The following is a 17,142-nucleotide window of genomic DNA, read 5'->3' on the forward strand; positions in this document are numbered from 1 at the left end:
AAAAACTGCCAATACAATGTTCAAATAGTGTTCAAAATCAATCAATATTATCATGAGCATTATGGTTCGACTGTCTCAAACTGTATAAGCAATATTACACGCTACACCTGCACATACCAAACTTTCTATGATATTTGTTGTGCATCATTATTTGGACATGTTGGTACTGCTCTAATGGCTATCCAAAAATTTATTTGAGTCGATACCTGTGCCACATTATGCTCAATTAATAATAGCTGTCATAATAAGACAGTTCTGATTCATCACTTGCTACTTTTAGCGCTACCCATCATATAACAATATATAACACCATAAGGATTACGCAATGTACGGCGTCTTAATGATTGATATCGATAGTACCGCACTGACTGCTGAAGATGTTAGTTTACTCAAACAGGCACAAGTTGGCGGAGTAATTTTATTTGCTCGAAACGTGGCCGATGCTGCGCAAGTGCGATCCTTGTGCGATGACATACGCTATCACAACCCTGATATATTAATCGGTGTCGACCAAGAAGGCGGTCGGGTCGCGCGTCTGCGCCATGGCTTCACCCCTTTGCCAGCGATGGGCAAGCTTGGTGAATTATTCAACCAAGACCCTAGCCTTGCGCTGAGCCTTGCTTATGATTGTGGCTATCTAATGGCGACAGAAGTATTGGCCGTGGGTATCGACCTCAGTTTTGCACCAGTGCTTGATAGAGATGGTATCAGTCAAGTTATTGGTGATCGCAGCTTTCACAATGAACCACAAGCGATCACTGCCCTAGCGACACAGTTTATGCGCGGCATGAAAACGGCAGGTATGGCAACCACAGGCAAGCATTTCCCAGGACACGGTGCAGTTGCGCCTGATTCACACGTGGCTGAGGCCATCGATACACGTAGTCTTGACGAGATTATGAATAGTGATATGCAGCCTTTTGCGCAAACGCTCACATCGCTTGATGCGTTAATGCCTGCCCATGTTATTTTTTCACAAGTCGATGATAAGCCAGCAGGATTTTCTAAAATTTGGCTAAAAGACATCATTCGTAATCAGCTTGATTTTGATGGTGTTTTGTTCTCTGACGATCTATGCATGGCAGGTGCCCAAGCAGCAGGCGATATCAGTGCACGTGTAAAGGCGGCGATTGAGGCAGGGTGTGACATTGCACTGGTTTGCAATGATCGAGTCGCAGCACATGAAGCGGCTCAAGCAGCTCAAGACCTACCTTATCCCAATCAAAACCGCATCAAAACCATGTGTGGTGACATACCAGTATGGCAAGGGGATCTGGAATCTACTTGCCAGCAGTTTGAGTATTGGCAACAGGCCAAGCAAAATGTGACTCAGGCCTTTTTTAATCCTCAAGCTGATGAGCAAACATCTAATAATACCAATGAGCCAAAAGATCCTACTGACTATAAATAGCTATCTATAATTTATAAACAACCAATTAAAAAACCGCACCTTATCAAGGTGCGGTTTTTTATCATCAATAGCGTTTTAATCGAACTGATATCAATTAATTGGCTGGATCTACTGCCGTACCTTGAGTCGCATCATCACCGTCAGGCAATAAGTCATCGTTATCACTATCCAGTGGATTCAAGTCTGGGTCAAGCGCATCATTACCAATAATCATTCCATCGTTTGCACCAGTAGACTGATCATCAACGACAAACTCAATACGGCGGTTGTGAAAACGACCCTGTTCGGTTGAGTTATCAGCGATAGGTTCTGATTCGCCCATGCCTTTTACTGTGAGTTTATTGGCATCAACACCTTTAGAAACCAAGTACTGTTTGACAGATTCAGCACGTGCAAGAGACAACTGGTTATTATAGTCATCTGATGCTTGACCATCTGTATGACCGACAATCATCAGTTTTATATCCGGTGCTTCGCTAATAATTTTAGCAGCACGGTCAAGCAACTCTTTATTGACCTCAGGAAGTGTCGCGTCATCTACAGTAAAATTGATAACCTGAATACTTAGCGCACGAGCCACATCACTTGGATCGGGATTGTCACCAAGATTTTTCATAGCATTATTTGCAGCAAACAAACTACTTTCTATCTCATTTTTTAAGTCTAACGGTCTTTCTGCTTGTACCTTCATGGCTGGAGCAGCTGCTTTTAAGTCAGCGATCAGCTGGTCCAGTGCTAGTACATCAGACGTATTAACGGTGATAGTATCGCCTTCGATCAGCATGCTCGCATTTGGAACATTTTTGAGAATAGGCAAAATGGTCGTCAGCTGAGCTGTGGCCGGCATATCTATCGCAAATTTATCATCGACATCAGCACGGCATTTATTGGCTTCATCACCAAATGCAGCCGTGAGTGCATTCATCATGTTGGTCTGCAACGTCTCATCACCCACGCTCATCCGGCAAGCGTACAATTCGCTGTTTTCATCAGTGGCAATACGCAATGAAGCAAGCTCTACATTGCTGACACCAGCAACTTGCTGCGCCATCGCTGGTGTAGCGACAGGCTCGGGGTTTTCTTGGCAACCACGTAGTAAGGCCCAAGCCAATGCACCCAAAATAATCAAGCCAATAATTGGTAGTAGCGCTTTCAAAAAGCTGTCTTTTGGCTCGTCTTCACGTGGCAATGGTTCTGTAGTAGCTGTATTAGAAACAGGCACTTCAACCGCAGGCTCAGCGGCCAAGGTACTGACTGGTAAGACAGCGCTTGCCCATGTAGGAATGTGGTGCTGATAGCTGTCTAGATTATCATGTAAAAATTGTGGTACAGGCGTGGTACCTGCCAAGCTTTTTATTTCATGAAAAGCAAGTGGCGCGGCCATAGCAATGAGTCCGCGAGAGGCTGTCGCATCGACATTGTGCTTACCTGCTAGCTCACGAGCGATTTGATCACGTTGCGAGCTGTCTGTCCACACACGATCATAGAACTCTTGATCATCACGAGTAATACTCTCATTGGCAAAACGGTCATAGGTAGCATTATCCGCTAGGCGGGCAGCAAAAATAGCGTAGAACTGCTCAAGTAGATTTTTTTTAGCTGGGCTACGATCATCCTCCAATACTGCTGGACTTACTGTTCGGGTCAAATGACTGGTAATATCCATAATATAACTCCCTATTTATTAATACCTGATTATAGGCTTAAAATACTTAAAAATATTGTTAGATAAGATTTTGATGATAGATAGAAACCACAATATAGTTAATTCTCTATAAAAGGGTCACAGCGTTCACTTCGCTTGAAGTATTACATATACATCTGCACTCGGCCGCCTTGTCTCTCTTTTAAGCTGAATCAACTATAGTTAGCATCATCCTAATTTGATGAGTAGATTCAGTTTTTCATTATTATAAAAGTATTAAATCAGCTTTAACAATCAACACGTTGTTGTGCGAATGATACGTTAGGTAAGGTCGCCACTGTCACATATAAACCTATATCACACAATATCCAGTATCACACAGCACCTTAGATAAAAAAATGGTGGTACGAGAAACTCATACCACCACATATTGCTCATCCACCTAAATTGTTAATCATAGAATGAGAACAATCAAACACCGCTTATTATCAAACCCCTTAGTTCCTAACTTGGGCAGGCTCAGCCATGATAATCGTACTTGCCATCTCGTCTACTTCTGATTCTGAAAAAGGACCTGATGGTCGGCTATTCGTAGGCGTATTGCTAGGAATATTACGAGTATTATTAACAGACTCATTCATAGCATTATTGTTCATACCACTATTAGGGGCTGGCAACATACGATCGCCAGTGTTGTCATCTGCTGCTTGGAACTCTCCAAAACCGCCATTGCTATCACCGTTACCATACTGATTATTTAAAGCAGCCTCACCGTTTACAAACTGATCACCCATCTCATTCATTCCTGACATACCGTTCACGCTGTCATTGTTGCCATTATTGCCATTGTCAGGTAATGGCAGTGGCTCCTTGCTTTCTATTAGCATCGCTGGTGCTAATGTGCGGATGTCCGTGACCAGCCGTTGTAATAAAGTACTATCTGGCGCTGCTAACGTGAGGCGATCATTCTGTAATTCTAGACGTGCAAATGGTACCGCTCTGAGCATGTTTAAAATATTAGGCAGCATCTCCGTCGGTAGATTCGCCACACTATTGGCGACGCCTGCCCGCACTGTCAACTCACAAGTGCTCGCTTGCTGACCAAAACTGGTATTAAATGCTTGTTGCAATGCATTCTGTAGCGCTTCATCACCAACGACGGCGCTACAGCTAGTGAGTCCTCCGCTATTATCCATTCCCACAGTTAGCTCAACTGGCGTCAATACTTCTACAGGTGGTGCAGGCGCTGCGACAACAGGTACTGTCGCAATGGGCTCTACAGGTGGTACGTTGTTAGGCTTGATTAATAACGCCCAAGCGGCCAGCGCCATAGCAGCAATGGCTAGGACTAATAAAAACACCTTTACCAGTAAATCATTGCGTTGGTTACGGGTACGAACTTTGGCTTGCTTGATGCTACTATTTTCTGCCAAATGATGTGCTGACGGGTTGGCATGGATGGCACCCAAGTTAGCGCTAAGATCATCATTTGCTCTTTCTGTCTCAGTGCTATCTATATCAGCTGCTGTCACTGCACTTGTTGCGCTTGTCTCTACATCGGGCTTATCAAATTTATCTAAAACAGTATCAATCTCTAATACAGGACTTACTTCCGCTATTGTTTTTGAACCTGACTCGTTGTTCAGACCTGAACTGGCGGTGATAATAGGTGCTGACCATATCGGTAAGTACTGACGCAGCGCCGCCTGCTCACCCTGCAAAAATGCTGGTAAAAACTGCCCATTGGCCAATATTTTTAGCTCACGATAAGCCAGTGGTGATGAATTGATAAGTAACTCTGCTGTCATAGCCTCATCAATATGATGCGTAGCGGCGAGCTCTTGGATGATAGTCTGCTGTATCTCATGATCTTGCCATAGCTGCTTAAACAATGTCGTTTCTGTGCCATTGTTGGTCGATAGCAATTGATCCGTGCGAAGTAATTGCGAGTAAACCTGAGGCAAGGCGAGACGCGCGGCTAAAATGGCATAAAACTGCTCAAGTAGACTGACATGCGCCACACTATCTTTGCTATCACTCTGACCTAGTACAGCTGGGGTAACGGTTTTTTCTAACTGGTCGATAATACTCATAGATTATTGCCTCTTTCGGCCTTCGCTTTATACGTGTAAAAGAATTGAGTTTTTGTGTTGGTTTTGTCTGCTGACTGACGTCATTTTTAGCATACTTCTATCATTGATGGCACTGTCACCATCAGTCTTATTTATTATCAGTCATCATTGTTAGCACTAGTTACTGTCATTATACGAAGCATTACTGATTCTGCCTGATACATTGTTATATTATTCACTATAACAGCCTGAAAATGCATTGTTTTGTCACACAATAAGTTTTCGTATCATCATAACTACTGTTAGTATGACTTCATTATTAATATTCGACATTTAATCATTAATTATTGGTCATATGTAGGTTTTTACTCAGCCGTAACGCTTAGGCTTTGAACATTGCCAGCATTTATAATACTGCCATTTATAACATTGTCATACATCAGGCGCGGCCTAAGGATTTTCCTTTGTTCAATCATACGACCCTTATCATTATAATTACCGTTATTATCAGCTTATTAGCATGGCAAAATAAAGCGTTATTCAATCGACTTATTTTTTATCCACCAGCGGTAAATAATGGTCAATGGGATCGTTTTGTGACGCATGGTTTTATTCATGCCGATAGCATGCACCTGCTCTTCAACATGTTTACCTTGTACTTTTTTGGTCGCGCGATTGAAGGATTGTATCGGTCATTCTTATTCGGTTACGGTTTTGTGGTGTTCTACATATTGGCCATTATCATTGCGATGATTCCAAGCTACCTTAAGAATAAAAAAAATGCCAGCTACTTAAGTCTTGGTGCTTCGGGTGGTGTATCCGCCGTATTGTTCGCCTTTATTTTGCTAGCACCTTGGGAAAAAATCTATCTGTTTGCGGTCATTCCTATCCCTGCTATCTTATTTGCAGTCGCTTATGTCGCCTATAGTATATATGCAGACAAACGCGGTGGCTCCAATATCAATCACATGGCACATTTGTGGGGTGGAGCATTTGGAGTAATAGCGACGATTGTACTAGAGCCACGGGTATTATCACACTTTATCAATGCGCTATTGTCTCCTAGTTTCTAAATAAATAGCTTTTTGATTGGAGATCATAACCAATGACACAAGACTACTTTTAACTACCATAGCTTTTAAAGATAATAGCTTTTGAAGACAATAGCTCTTAACGATAGTAGCTTTCTGAAATCATTGTAGAAAGTAGTTATCCTAGCCTTATCAGTTTCGTATTCTTCGACTTTATATATATTAAGATTTGATAGTTAATTATGATTATAGATGTTATCGGTGATATTCACGGCTATGCAGATAAACTGGTCGGCCTGCTGCTACAGTTAGGGTATGTTCATAATGGTGAGTGCTTTATACCGCCAGCAGGTCGTCGAGCCCTGTTCATCGGTGATTTAATCGACCGCGGGTCGCAGCAAGTCGCGACATTAGAGATTGTCTTTGCCATGCTAGATGCCGATGTGGCTGATGCGGTAATGGGCAACCATGAATACAATGCGCTGGCTTTTGCCACACCTGATCCTGATAGTCCTACTCAATATCTGCGCTCGCACAATGAGGTGCATACACGCCAACATGAAGCATTCTTAGCCGAACTACCATTTGGCTCAGAGAGCCATCAATATTGGCTACAGCGGTTATATGAAATTCCATTGTGGATTGAAACTGACTACGCTTGTTTTGTGCATGCCTGTTGGGATGTAGATAGTATGGCGATGCTAAAACCATCATTGACCGATAATAACTGCCTAACGCCACACGGCTTAATCGCCACCGCCAAAGAAAACACTGCTCCATTCGACGCATTAGAGCGCGTATTAAAAGGTGTAGAAACCCCTCTGCCTGATGGTTTGGTCATGGTCGATAAGGAAGGTACTGAACGCTCACGTGTGCGGGTACGGTGGTGGCTTGATGAGTTAGAGTCGCGCACACTGCATGAGATTTCTCGTGCGCCTTCATCAGCAATGGCTCAAATACCAAAAGATGCAATGGCCGAAAACATCGACTTTGCCCTAAAGACGCATAAACCTGTATTTGTCGGACATTATTGGTTAACTGGTATGCCCGAACCACTGAGCCAACAAGTCGCCTGTACCGACTATTCGGCGGCAGTAGACAGTGGCTATCTTACCTGCTATCAGCTCGATACCGAGCAGCCGCTACCATTACGAGCCAGCAACTTCATACAGTATCGCCATGATGAAAATATCCATATAAACCCGTAATATTAGCGATATTGATACCTCTATCGTATTAAACCGTAAACTTGGCTTTACGAAGGCGACTAAATTTTTGTATGATGGTCTTTTTGAGGATATCAACGCATGAGCACCACATCGGCAACTGTTAACACTGTTGAGCAAAACGGACCTATCACCTCTCCTGCTGGTCAACCGAAAGTTGGTATTATCATGGGCTCACAGTCTGATTGGGCGACCATGAGCGCCGCTGCACAATTACTGGCAGATTTTGATATCGCTTTTGAGTGCGAAGTGGTTTCGGCACACCGTACGCCTGATAGACTGTTTGATTATGCCAAAAATGCAAAGGGTAACGGCTTACAAGTTATCATCGCTGGTGCAGGCGGCGCGGCGCACCTCCCTGGTATGTGTGCCAGCCAAACGCCGCTACCTGTCTTTGGTGTTCCTGTAAAGTCATCTATGCTCAGCGGTTGGGATAGCTTACTGTCTATCGTGCAAATGCCGAAAGGTGTCGCCGTTGGAACATTAGCGATTGGCTCAGCAGGTGCTTATAATGCCGCTCTACTTGCGATTCAAGTCTTGGCCTTGCATGATGACACGATTGCTATTAAGCTAGATCAGATGCGACAGTCTCAAACTGAAACCATTCTTGCTAGTCCAACGCCAGGTATTATCAATGCCTAGTTGCGTATAGACTGACTGGCTTTTATAGCAGAGTCTTTAATATTGGTAGCCCAAAAATAAAAGCTATCACATTGTATTTTCAAGAAAATCTTACTAGATATAAGGTGCATACAGTGCACCTTTTCCTATTTTTACCCATTGATTTTTAAACTTTAATATACACAAACCTTATTCACTTTTATTCAAAGAGCCTGCCATGACTACAGCAAATGCTTATCCTGTTACCCAAACCATTCGTACCATCGGTATTTTAGGCGGTGGTCAGCTTGGTATGATGCTTGCCGAAGCAGCCATGCCCCTAGGCTACCAATGTGTGTTTTTAGAAGACAGTGCTGACTGCCCTGCTAGCCTCTATGGTCGCGTGTTTCACAGTGAGCAATTAGAAGCATTTATCGAAGCCGCTGATGTTTTTACGCTCGAGTTTGAAAACACGCCTACAGCAACTGTCGAACAGCTTACTGCCTTATCGAAGTCTGGTAGCAAGCAAGGCATGTTTCCACCATTGATTGCGCTTGATATTGCGCAAGATCGCTTAAAAGAAAAGCAGATGTTCAACTCGCTTGATATTGCCACCGTACCCTTTATGGCTGTCAATTCTGAAGCCGAATTAAAGCAAGCTTGTGATGAACTAGGGCTGCCTATCGTCTTAAAAACTAGCCGCGGCGGTTATGATGGTAAAGGTCAGTTCGTTATCAAACAAGACAGTGATATTAAAGCTGCTTGGCAAGATCTCAAAGACGCAGTCACTGGAAAAGGCTCACTCACGCCAACGCCAGCACCATTGATTGCCGAAGGATTTATTAACTTTAGCCGTGAAGTATCTATGATTGCGACACGTGCGCAAAACGGTCAAGTTCGTTGCTATGACTTGGTCGAAAACCATCATCACCATGGTATTTTAGCCAAAACCCAAGCCCCTGCCGTTGGGACTAGCCATTTGCTTAAGCAAGCGAACGATGCTATTACCACCCTTATGAACCATTTAGACTATGTTGGTGTCATGGCACTGGAGTTATTTGTGACCAAAGACGCGCGTGGTAATGATGCGTTACTTGCTAATGAAATTGCGCCACGCGTACACAACTCTGGGCATTGGAGTATTGAAGGCGCCATTACCAGTCAGTTTGAAAACCATATTCGCGCAGTCGTCAACCTACCACTGGGTGATACGGATAATGTACACCCAGCGATTATGCTCAATATCTTGGGTCAATACCCTGATATCAGCGCCGTGCTAAATATAGATGGTGCGCACTATCATAGCTACCACAAAGAAGAACGTGACGATCGTAAAATTGCGCATATTACTTTGATGCCAAATGATGTGGCCAATTTAGAGCCTGCTTTAGCCAAGCTCGTTGCCACTCTACCTAATAAGATGGGACTTGAGAAAAAACCCTCTCCGATTGATAGCCAGCCAAAAGTGGAATCGAGTCTAACCACGGCTGACCCTGACAATACTGTAGAAAGTAAAGAATTGGCTATTGAAGATAGTAAGTCAAATAAAGCTATCAACGCTAAGTCGAAAACAGAAAAGGCTAAGAAATAATGCAGATTTGGGTGGATGCGGATTCAGTACCACTAATTGCCAAAGATTTGATTATCAAAACGGCTGAACGCACACAAACCATGGCGATATTCGTCGCCAACCAGTCGATTAAACTGCGCAAGTCACCACTGCTCACTATGACAGTGGTGCCGTCAGGGTTCGATAAAGCGGACGATTATATCGTTGAGCAAATACAGCCAGGTGACTTGGCCATTACCAGCGATATACCCTTAGCCAATGATATTTTGGACAAGGGCGGCATGGTTTTGACCACTCGCGGTGTGGTCTACGATAAAAATAATATCAAGCAAAAGCTCAATATGCGCGATTTTATGGATACCATGCGTGGTACTGGCGTATTAGAACTACAAGAGATGAGCGGACAAAAACCTTATGGTGACCGCGATAAAAAAGCGTTTGCTGATGGATTAAATAAATTGGTGCGTTAATCTTAAGACATCCTACTCTTCGGTTATACGTTTTTAGCTATAGTCGATTCAATTTAAAAGCCTAGTTGATTCAGTTTAAAAGAGAGTCAAGGCAACCAAGTGTAGAGGTATATCTAATACTTTAAGCGAGGCTAACGCCGTAATACTCATAGTGGAATAGCTATATCTTGCAAACCGTATACATTGATAACCAAACACTATTAAATCGGCACGCTTCATAACGAAGCGTGCCGATTTTTTTGTTACTCTATATTTAGCTTTTAAACATCAGTTTTTGAACAAAAATAACGTAAATAATAATAGGAATGATTATGAAGATTTTAGTAATTGGCGCAAGCGGTCGAGTCGGTACTGATTTGGTTAAGCAGTTATTGGCTGACGACCATCAAGTGATTGGTACTACCCGTCAGGAAGAAAAGCTATTCAAAGATGATAATTATAGCCAGCTAGACTTAGACATTACAGCTGAGAAAGACGCGATTCAAAAGCAAATTGATAAAGATATTGATGCTGTTTATTTTGTTGCAGGGTCAGGTGGCAAAGATGTCTTAGAAGTAGACTTACATGGCGCGGTTAAGACTATTCAAGCGACGCAAGACAAAGGTATCAAACGCTATATTATGCTCAGCACGGTATTCTCGTTAGATACCAGTAAATGGGATAAAATTGCCGATTTAAAAGAATACTATATCTGTAAACACTATGCTGACCAATGGTTAATCAACAACAGCACTTTGGACTACACCATCGTACAGGCAGGCGCGCTAAAAGAGCGTGAAGCAAATGGTAAAATTACTGTCAATAATGACAGTTCAGGCGAAAATTCGATTGAAGATGTCGCCACTACTTTGGCAGCTGTATTAAAGGCAGACAATACCATCAAGACCGTCTTTAGCATGCAAAATGGTGAGACAGCCATTGATGAAGCTATCGCAAAGTTATAATTATTGAAGCAAAAAAGCGAGTAAGCCGAAAGGCTTACTCGCTTTTTTATGACTGTCGTTTGAAAATAAATTATTAAGAAAGTAACAATATCTTCCGTAGAAAACTATGCCAAACCGCTTGGGAACGGAATCACTTCCTCTAGACTACTGGCTCCTGCGATGACCATTAGCAGTCTGTCTATACCAACTGCAATACCGCTACTGGGTACCAAATCATCAGACGCCGCTAGTAAATGCTCATCGATTGGCATTTGCGGCAGGTTATGACGCTGACGCAATTGGTTATCTTGCTCAAAGCGTTCTCTTAACGCTTGTCCATCTGCCAACTCATCATAAGCATTGGCAATCTCAATGCCATTAATATAGAGCTCAAAACGTTTGGCAATTTTATTACCGTCTTTGTCTAAAGCTGTTTTTGCCAATGCGGCGGTCGCTGGCGGATATTCTATAATCAACGTTGGTAGATCATGGCCTAAATTTGGCTCAACCGCATGGCTAAATAACAAATCTAGCCAGCTCTGGCGACGGTCTTCTTCCGTATTTACTGCACTGCTCAACTCACTATTAAAGTCAAAACCTGTTAAGCCTTTATCTTCTGCTACTGCTTGTAGTGTGGCCAGACTAGCGGTTAGTGGATGGATACCGACAAAATCCATAAAAGCATCAACATAACGGTAATGGCTCATGACGACCGCATTGCCATAAAGCACCTCTAATAGCTCGCCCAATTCAGTCGCCATATCATCTAGGCTATAGTTTGGCTGATACCATTCGAGCATCGTAAATTCGATATTGTGCCGCACACCTATTTCATTGTCTCGAAAAACAGGGCAAATCTGATAAATAGGTACTTGCCAGCTGGCCAATAAACGCTTCATAGCGAATTCGGGTGACGTATGCAAATAATAGGTTTGAGGTTTGTCTTGATACGTGACCTGTGCAGAAACTGATTGCAAAAAAGTATCCGTATTACCCGCTTGCGACAGTAGCGGTGTCTGCACCTCTAACACTTGTCGTTTGGCAAAAAACTGACGAATATTACTCATAAACTGCGCACGCTGCTGCGCCATCGCCAATGTCATGGTCGGTGCATAGCTAGGCTTAGAACTAATAGGCTTAGAACTAATAGACTTAGAAGTAATAGGCTGCGAAGAAATGTTATTTGCTTGAGTCATTTTTGATCTACTGCGATTGATAAATAATCGGTTTGGTAATTGGGTGTTTGAATTTTTTAAAACTGCCATTCACGACGTAAATGATAATCACGTCTCAAACCATCAAAGTCAGCACCATCTATCTGCCCATCAATTTCTTTGCTTCTCAATGAGGCATCATCTTGCTGAATATCATAGAACTTTATCAATCTGTCTGGATGTGCTTTTAATTCAGACCATAGAAATAAGTTAAGCGGTAATAGCGCATGCATCGTTTGGGTAGGTATAACGGCCAGTTTCTCACATAGCGCATCATAAATGATTTGCGTACCACGCAGCTTACCTTCTACCGTGTAGCCAGCGATATGCGGGGTGGCGAAGGTAAGCTTGGATAATAGTCGCTCAGATATTTGAGGCTCGTGCTCGAAGACATCGAGCACTACTTGTCGCCCAGTACGTTCAATATCTGCTGCCAGCGCATCTGCCTCAATCACAGGCCCACGCGCGCTATTAATCAACATCGTATCCTCAGGTATCATGCCCAATGCCTCTGCATCAATGAGATGCCGTGTTGGATAATCGCTGCCTCTAGGATTCGCCTCATTCTTCTCATCTGTTAAAGGCACATGCAGACTGACTACATCACTTTGACTAAGCACTTGCTCTAAACTGGCGTTATTGAGCTTCGATTTTGGTAATAATGGATCATAACCTAATACTTGCCAACCTAAATCATTGGCATACTGGGCAAGCGTACTCCCAATATTACCCAGTCCGATGATACCCAGAGTAATTGGCTGCTGCCAATACTGCGGACGCAACGTCAATGCTGCTGTCAGTACATACTGCGCGACAGAATGCTTACTACAGCCAGCAGCATTGGCAAAAGTGATATGGCGCTGCCTTAAATAATCTTGATCGACATGATCCGTACCGATGGTTGCAGAACCAACGAACTGCACACTGTCGTTATTCGCTAACAATGCCTCATTCACCTGCGTCACAGAACGTATCAAAAAAATGTCAGGTTGCAGTTCTGCAAGTAATGACGCAGTGATATCTCTTCCCGCGACGGTGATGATATCTACAGCTTGCTCCGATGCTTGGCCAAGTGTAGTGGCATTAAAAAACTTGTCCAAACTGGCGATATTGCTATCAGCCAAAATAGTAATATGATTAATAGTATTCACCCTATCCTTCATCATTTTTATAACGTAGTCAAATAATGACTGTTCGCTTATAGAGTCGCTGTTATTTATTGCGACTCGTTCACTGGTGGCAATACGTCGTCATCAGACAGTTCTATCTCTTGTGGCGCAAATATCTCATTTTTATGCTGCGATATCCATTCACGCCAAACGGCAAGTCCTATAGCCAATACCACAGGCCCAATAAACAGACCAACAAAACCAAAAGCTGTTAAACCACCTAGCACACCAATAAAAATAATAATAAAAGGAATTTTGGTCGCACCACTAATCACAATAGGACGGATTAGATTATCAACCCAGCTGATAACTAACACACCCCATAGTGCCAAGCCAATACCTTCTGTCGTATGACCTTGACTCATTAACCAGATAGAGACAGCGCCCCAAGCGAATGGTGTGCCAAATGGAATCAATGCGATAATGAAGGTCACAATAGTCAATAAAATCGGACTTGGCGCACTGGCGAAGTAATAGCCAACACCTGCAAGTATTGCCTGCGCCAATGCTGTCAAACCAATACCATAAACCACCGCACGCGTGGTCGTACCCACAGAGTCAATATAACCATCAATGCGATTGCCAATGATGTTACGCAGTGCTTGACGGATTTGGCGAACCAAGCTGGTACCATCACGATAAAAGAAAAACAACGTCATCAGTGCCATGCCTAACTTGGCAAGACCGCTAAACACCACATCAAAGGCGACTTTGCCATAATATAAATGTGACTGCACCCAAAGGCGAAACGTCTCTAACGTCCCTTCAGGGTTTTTATTGATTCTCCATAGTACATCTTTGACTTGCTGACCGAGGATAGGCAAATCTTTAACAGAATCAGGCACATCTAAATAGCCGACCTTTATACGATAGATCAAATTACTAATTAAACTGAGCGCCTCTTGCTGTAGGATAAACACCCCAATGACAAGTGGCACACCTATCATTAACGAGATACTCATCGTCATGATGGTAGCGCTGACATTAGGGCTCAGCTTTACTTTTTCATAAAAAAAGTTATAAACAGGAAAAGTCACATACGCTAAAATCGCTGCCCACAGTGCTGGCACGATAAAAAACTGTATTACCTGAAAACACAGTACAAACAGCACAACCAATAAGGTAATGGCCAGTAAGCGCTGAATAATAAACTCTTTTGTCCAATTTTCAATCATAGCGTATAAACCAAGTACAGACAGCAAAGACCTATTATGATTTCGCTGACGAGTTTATAAATGTGAGATGAACCGCAAATTATAGACGTTGTACATAAATTGCATTCATTAGCGAGGGTTTTCAATCACCAACATAAATATATGGGTAAAAATCTAATTTGAGATCGTTAGATCATAGGATACCGTAACATAGATATTGGCTATAATTTTGACTAAAGTGAGATAAAAACAAAGCAATTATCATCGCTTATTATGCAACAAAATACGATGACTATTATAACGCTATGTTGTAATCTTTGCTTACAACTTTCTATGCGTAAGCTTACTAGATGATGACACGAATAGATAGAAGCCAATACATGGGTTTAGTATGTAAAAACAATACATTAATAACTGATTCTACATTCACATTTTAAAGCAATACCTTGAAAGGTAATTCACTGGCGCGTTCTATTTGTCGCGACAATTGATGTTATACTAAAGTCATTATTTTAAGCTTTTCAATATAGTTAAGTTTGTTTGGCCTTATTTATTTTGACCGTTATACAGACACAGTATTTTTCAAACTATATGCCACAACCCTCTTTTATCGCCCTTCTATAGACTATCATAAGATCTAACCTTTAGAGCGGCGTCATAATTTTGGATATTATGCGTAAGCGTTCGTCAGCACTGTATTTTGCCAACGTCATATAAAAGCCTACACGTAATTTAAGCTCATCATATAGGTTCAATATTAGAACTCGATATGAAAAAGTGCTATTTTTAGTTAATTTCGGACTTACTTTGATTTTATTTTAAATCAATACTGACCCATCAAATTTTAAATAATATATCGATAGGAACAATAAAAATGTCAAAAGACACTGATAATCCCAATACAAACCCCTCAACCGAGGCCAACAAGACTAAGAAACCACAAGACACCGTTACTTTTGCTTTGGCCCAATCACATTTCTTGGTTGGTGATATCACTGCCAATGCCGAAAAGATGCGTACATTAGCATTAGAAGCACGCGAGCAAGGTGCAGATGTCATTATCTTCCCAGAGCTAGCCTTGCTTGGCTACCCTCCACAAGATTTGTTACTACGCCCAAGCTTATCAGGCCGTGTCAAAAGCGCCTTATCTAGCTTAAGTGATATCAACGATATCGTGATGATTGTCGGCTATCCACATGTCGATCATCATGGCACGTTTAACTCTGCTGCTATCCTACACAATGGCCATCAGAAGGGCTTTTATCATAAGCAAATCTTGCCAAATTATGGCGTTTTTGATGAGCGTCGTTACTTTGATAAAGGTCGTAATCAAGTCTTGTTTGATTATAAAGGCATCACTATCGGCCTACTTATTTGTGAAGACCTATGGGAAAAAGGCCCAATTGCTGAGCTGAAAAAGCAAGGTGCCGATCTGGTTGTTAGCTTAAATGCGTCACCTTTCGAGATCGAAAAACAAGAAAACCGTAAAACCATGCTTGCCAAACGCAGCCGTGAAAACAATTTACCTATCGTTTATGTCAACGCCGTTGGCGGTCAAGACGACTTAGTGTTTGACGGTGGCTCTATGGCCGTACAAGCTGATGGTAGCGTCGCACATGAAGCACCGCGCTTTATGAATCAGTTACTGCTAGCGACTTTAGATGTCAAAACAGCTAAGTTTGATAGCCAAGCCAAAGCACCTTTGACATTGAGCCGTGAATCAGAGATGTATCAAGCATTGGTCGTGGGCTTACGTGACTATGTAAACCACTCAGGATTTTCTGGCATTATCGTTGGCCTATCAGGTGGTATTGATTCAGCATTGACGCTATGTATCGCAGTTGACGCGTTGGGTGCTGACAAGGTATATGCGGTGATGATGCCTTACGAATATACATCGCAAATCAGCTTAGAAGATGCACAAGCACAGGCACGTCGTTTGAATGTGTCTTATACCGTTTGTCCTATCTTTGATGCTGTCGAAGGTATCCGTCATACCCTAGCACCTCTATTTAACAAGTCACCAGCAGATACCACCGAAGAAAACATCCAAGCACGTGCGCGTGGTGTGGTTCTAATGGCACTGTCTAATAAATTTGGTCACTTGGTCATCACCACTGGTAACAAGTCTGAATTGGCTGTTGGTTACTCGACGTTATACGGTGATATGGCAGGCGGTTTTGACGTCCTAAAAGATGTTTATAAATCACAGGTCTATAAATTAGCCAGCTATCGCAACCGCTTAGAAGATACCCCTGTCATTCCTGAGCGAGTTATTACTCGTCCACCATCTGCTGAATTGCGTCCAGATCAAAAAGATCAAGACAGCTTGCCTGACTACGATATTCTAGACAGTATCCTTATGTCATATATCGATGAAGACATGGGCTATCAAGATATTATTAATAAAGGTTTCGATGCTGAGATGGTCGCAAAGGTCATTCAAATGGTAGACAATAGCGAGTACAAGCGTCTGCAATCACCGATTGGCACTAAAATTAGCCACAAAGCTTTTGGTCGTGAACGCCGCTATCCATTAGTAAATAAATGGTCAATCAAAGGCTAAGCAATATAAGGTTAAACAATATTCAGCTTCTTTATTTGCCTAACTTCTATTATCTAAGAGTTAGGCGGCGCTGATAGCCTCATCTTTTACA

At 42.5% G+C, this 17,142-nt stretch carries 13 protein-coding genes; 8 read left to right on the forward strand and 5 right to left on the reverse strand.

Going from position 1 to position 17,142, the window contains the following annotated elements; translation table 11 throughout:
- Nucleotides 1-325: 325 nt before the first annotated feature.
- Nucleotides 326-1,411 carry a beta-N-acetylhexosaminidase gene (gene nagZ / locus IPZ60_RS00705; protein WP_194195979.1) on the forward strand — a complete coding sequence of 362 codons (1,086 nt, stop codon included), beginning with the start codon at nt 326-328 and terminating at the stop codon, nt 1,409-1,411.
- Between the two features lie 94 nt (nt 1,412-1,505).
- On the opposite strand, the gene IPZ60_RS00710 is transcribed toward nagZ, so the two are convergent.
- Together IPZ60_RS00710 and IPZ60_RS00715 are read right to left on the reverse strand one after the other, a co-directional pair.
- A complete protein-coding gene (locus IPZ60_RS00710; RefSeq protein ID WP_194195980.1) occupies nt 1,506-3,077 on the reverse strand; it encodes an OmpA family protein in 1,572 nt (523 codons plus the stop codon).
- A 476-nt stretch (nt 3,078-3,553) separates the two neighbouring features.
- A complete protein-coding gene (locus IPZ60_RS00715) occupies nt 3,554-5,149 on the reverse strand; it encodes a hypothetical protein (RefSeq protein WP_194195981.1) in 1,596 nt (531 codons plus the stop codon).
- 443 nt (nt 5,150-5,592) lie between these two features.
- Between IPZ60_RS00715 and IPZ60_RS00720 the strand changes: the two genes are divergently transcribed.
- The 6 genes from IPZ60_RS00720 to IPZ60_RS00745 all read left to right on the forward strand — a co-directional run bounded on the left by IPZ60_RS00720 (nt 5,593) and on the right by IPZ60_RS00745 (nt 10,969).
- Nucleotides 5,593-6,201, forward strand: a complete 609-nt coding sequence (locus IPZ60_RS00720; protein WP_194195982.1) for a rhomboid family intramembrane serine protease — start codon at nt 5,593-5,595, stop codon at nt 6,199-6,201.
- A gap of 200 nt (nt 6,202-6,401) precedes the next feature.
- On the forward strand, nt 6,402-7,367 hold the full coding sequence (locus IPZ60_RS00725) for a metallophosphoesterase (RefSeq protein WP_194195983.1): 966 nt from the start codon (nt 6,402-6,404) through the stop codon (nt 7,365-7,367).
- 99 nt (nt 7,368-7,466) lie between these two features.
- Entirely contained in the window at nt 7,467-8,027 is a 561-nt protein-coding gene (gene purE / locus IPZ60_RS00730; protein WP_194195984.1) for a 5-(carboxyamino)imidazole ribonucleotide mutase, read from the forward strand.
- A gap of 196 nt (nt 8,028-8,223) precedes the next feature.
- Complete coding sequence (locus IPZ60_RS00735; protein WP_194195985.1) at nt 8,224-9,576, forward strand: 5-(carboxyamino)imidazole ribonucleotide synthase; 1,353 nt, start codon at nt 8,224-8,226, stop codon at nt 9,574-9,576.
- Complete coding sequence (locus IPZ60_RS00740) at nt 9,576-10,025, forward strand: YaiI/YqxD family protein (RefSeq protein WP_194195986.1); 450 nt, start codon at nt 9,576-9,578, stop codon at nt 10,023-10,025. The genes IPZ60_RS00735 and IPZ60_RS00740 overlap by 1 nt, the downstream gene beginning before the upstream one ends.
- A 311-nt stretch (nt 10,026-10,336) precedes the next feature.
- Nucleotides 10,337-10,969: an NAD(P)H-binding protein gene (locus IPZ60_RS00745; protein ID WP_194195987.1), complete on the forward strand. Its 633-nt coding sequence runs from the start codon at nt 10,337-10,339 to the stop codon at nt 10,967-10,969.
- 104 nt (nt 10,970-11,073) lie between these two features.
- Here the strand turns inward: IPZ60_RS00745 and epmA are convergent, their stop codons facing one another.
- The 3 genes from epmA to IPZ60_RS00760 are packed head-to-tail and all read right to left on the reverse strand — an operon-like array spanning nt 11,074 to nt 14,506.
- Nucleotides 11,074-12,144 carry an EF-P lysine aminoacylase EpmA gene (epmA, locus tag IPZ60_RS00750; protein ID WP_194195988.1) on the reverse strand — a complete coding sequence of 357 codons (1,071 nt, stop codon included), beginning with the start codon at nt 12,142-12,144 and terminating at the stop codon, nt 11,074-11,076.
- Between the two features lie 56 nt (nt 12,145-12,200).
- Complete coding sequence (locus IPZ60_RS00755; protein ID WP_227669186.1) at nt 12,201-13,325, reverse strand: 4-phosphoerythronate dehydrogenase; 1,125 nt, start codon at nt 13,323-13,325, stop codon at nt 12,201-12,203.
- A 53-nt stretch (nt 13,326-13,378) separates the two neighbouring features.
- Nucleotides 13,379-14,506, reverse strand: coding sequence for an AI-2E family transporter (locus tag IPZ60_RS00760; RefSeq protein WP_194195989.1), 1,128 nt, complete (start codon nt 14,504-14,506; stop codon nt 13,379-13,381).
- An 853-nt stretch (nt 14,507-15,359) separates the two neighbouring features.
- On the opposite strand from IPZ60_RS00760, the gene IPZ60_RS00765 reads away from it, so the two are divergent.
- Nucleotides 15,360-17,051, forward strand: coding sequence for an NAD+ synthase (locus IPZ60_RS00765; protein ID WP_194195990.1), 1,692 nt, complete (start codon nt 15,360-15,362; stop codon nt 17,049-17,051).
- The last annotated feature ends 91 nt before the right edge of the window (nt 17,052-17,142 follow it).

The organism is Psychrobacter sp. NG25, from assembly GCF_015234355.1.
Lineage (GTDB): Bacteria > Pseudomonadota > Gammaproteobacteria > Pseudomonadales > Moraxellaceae > Psychrobacter.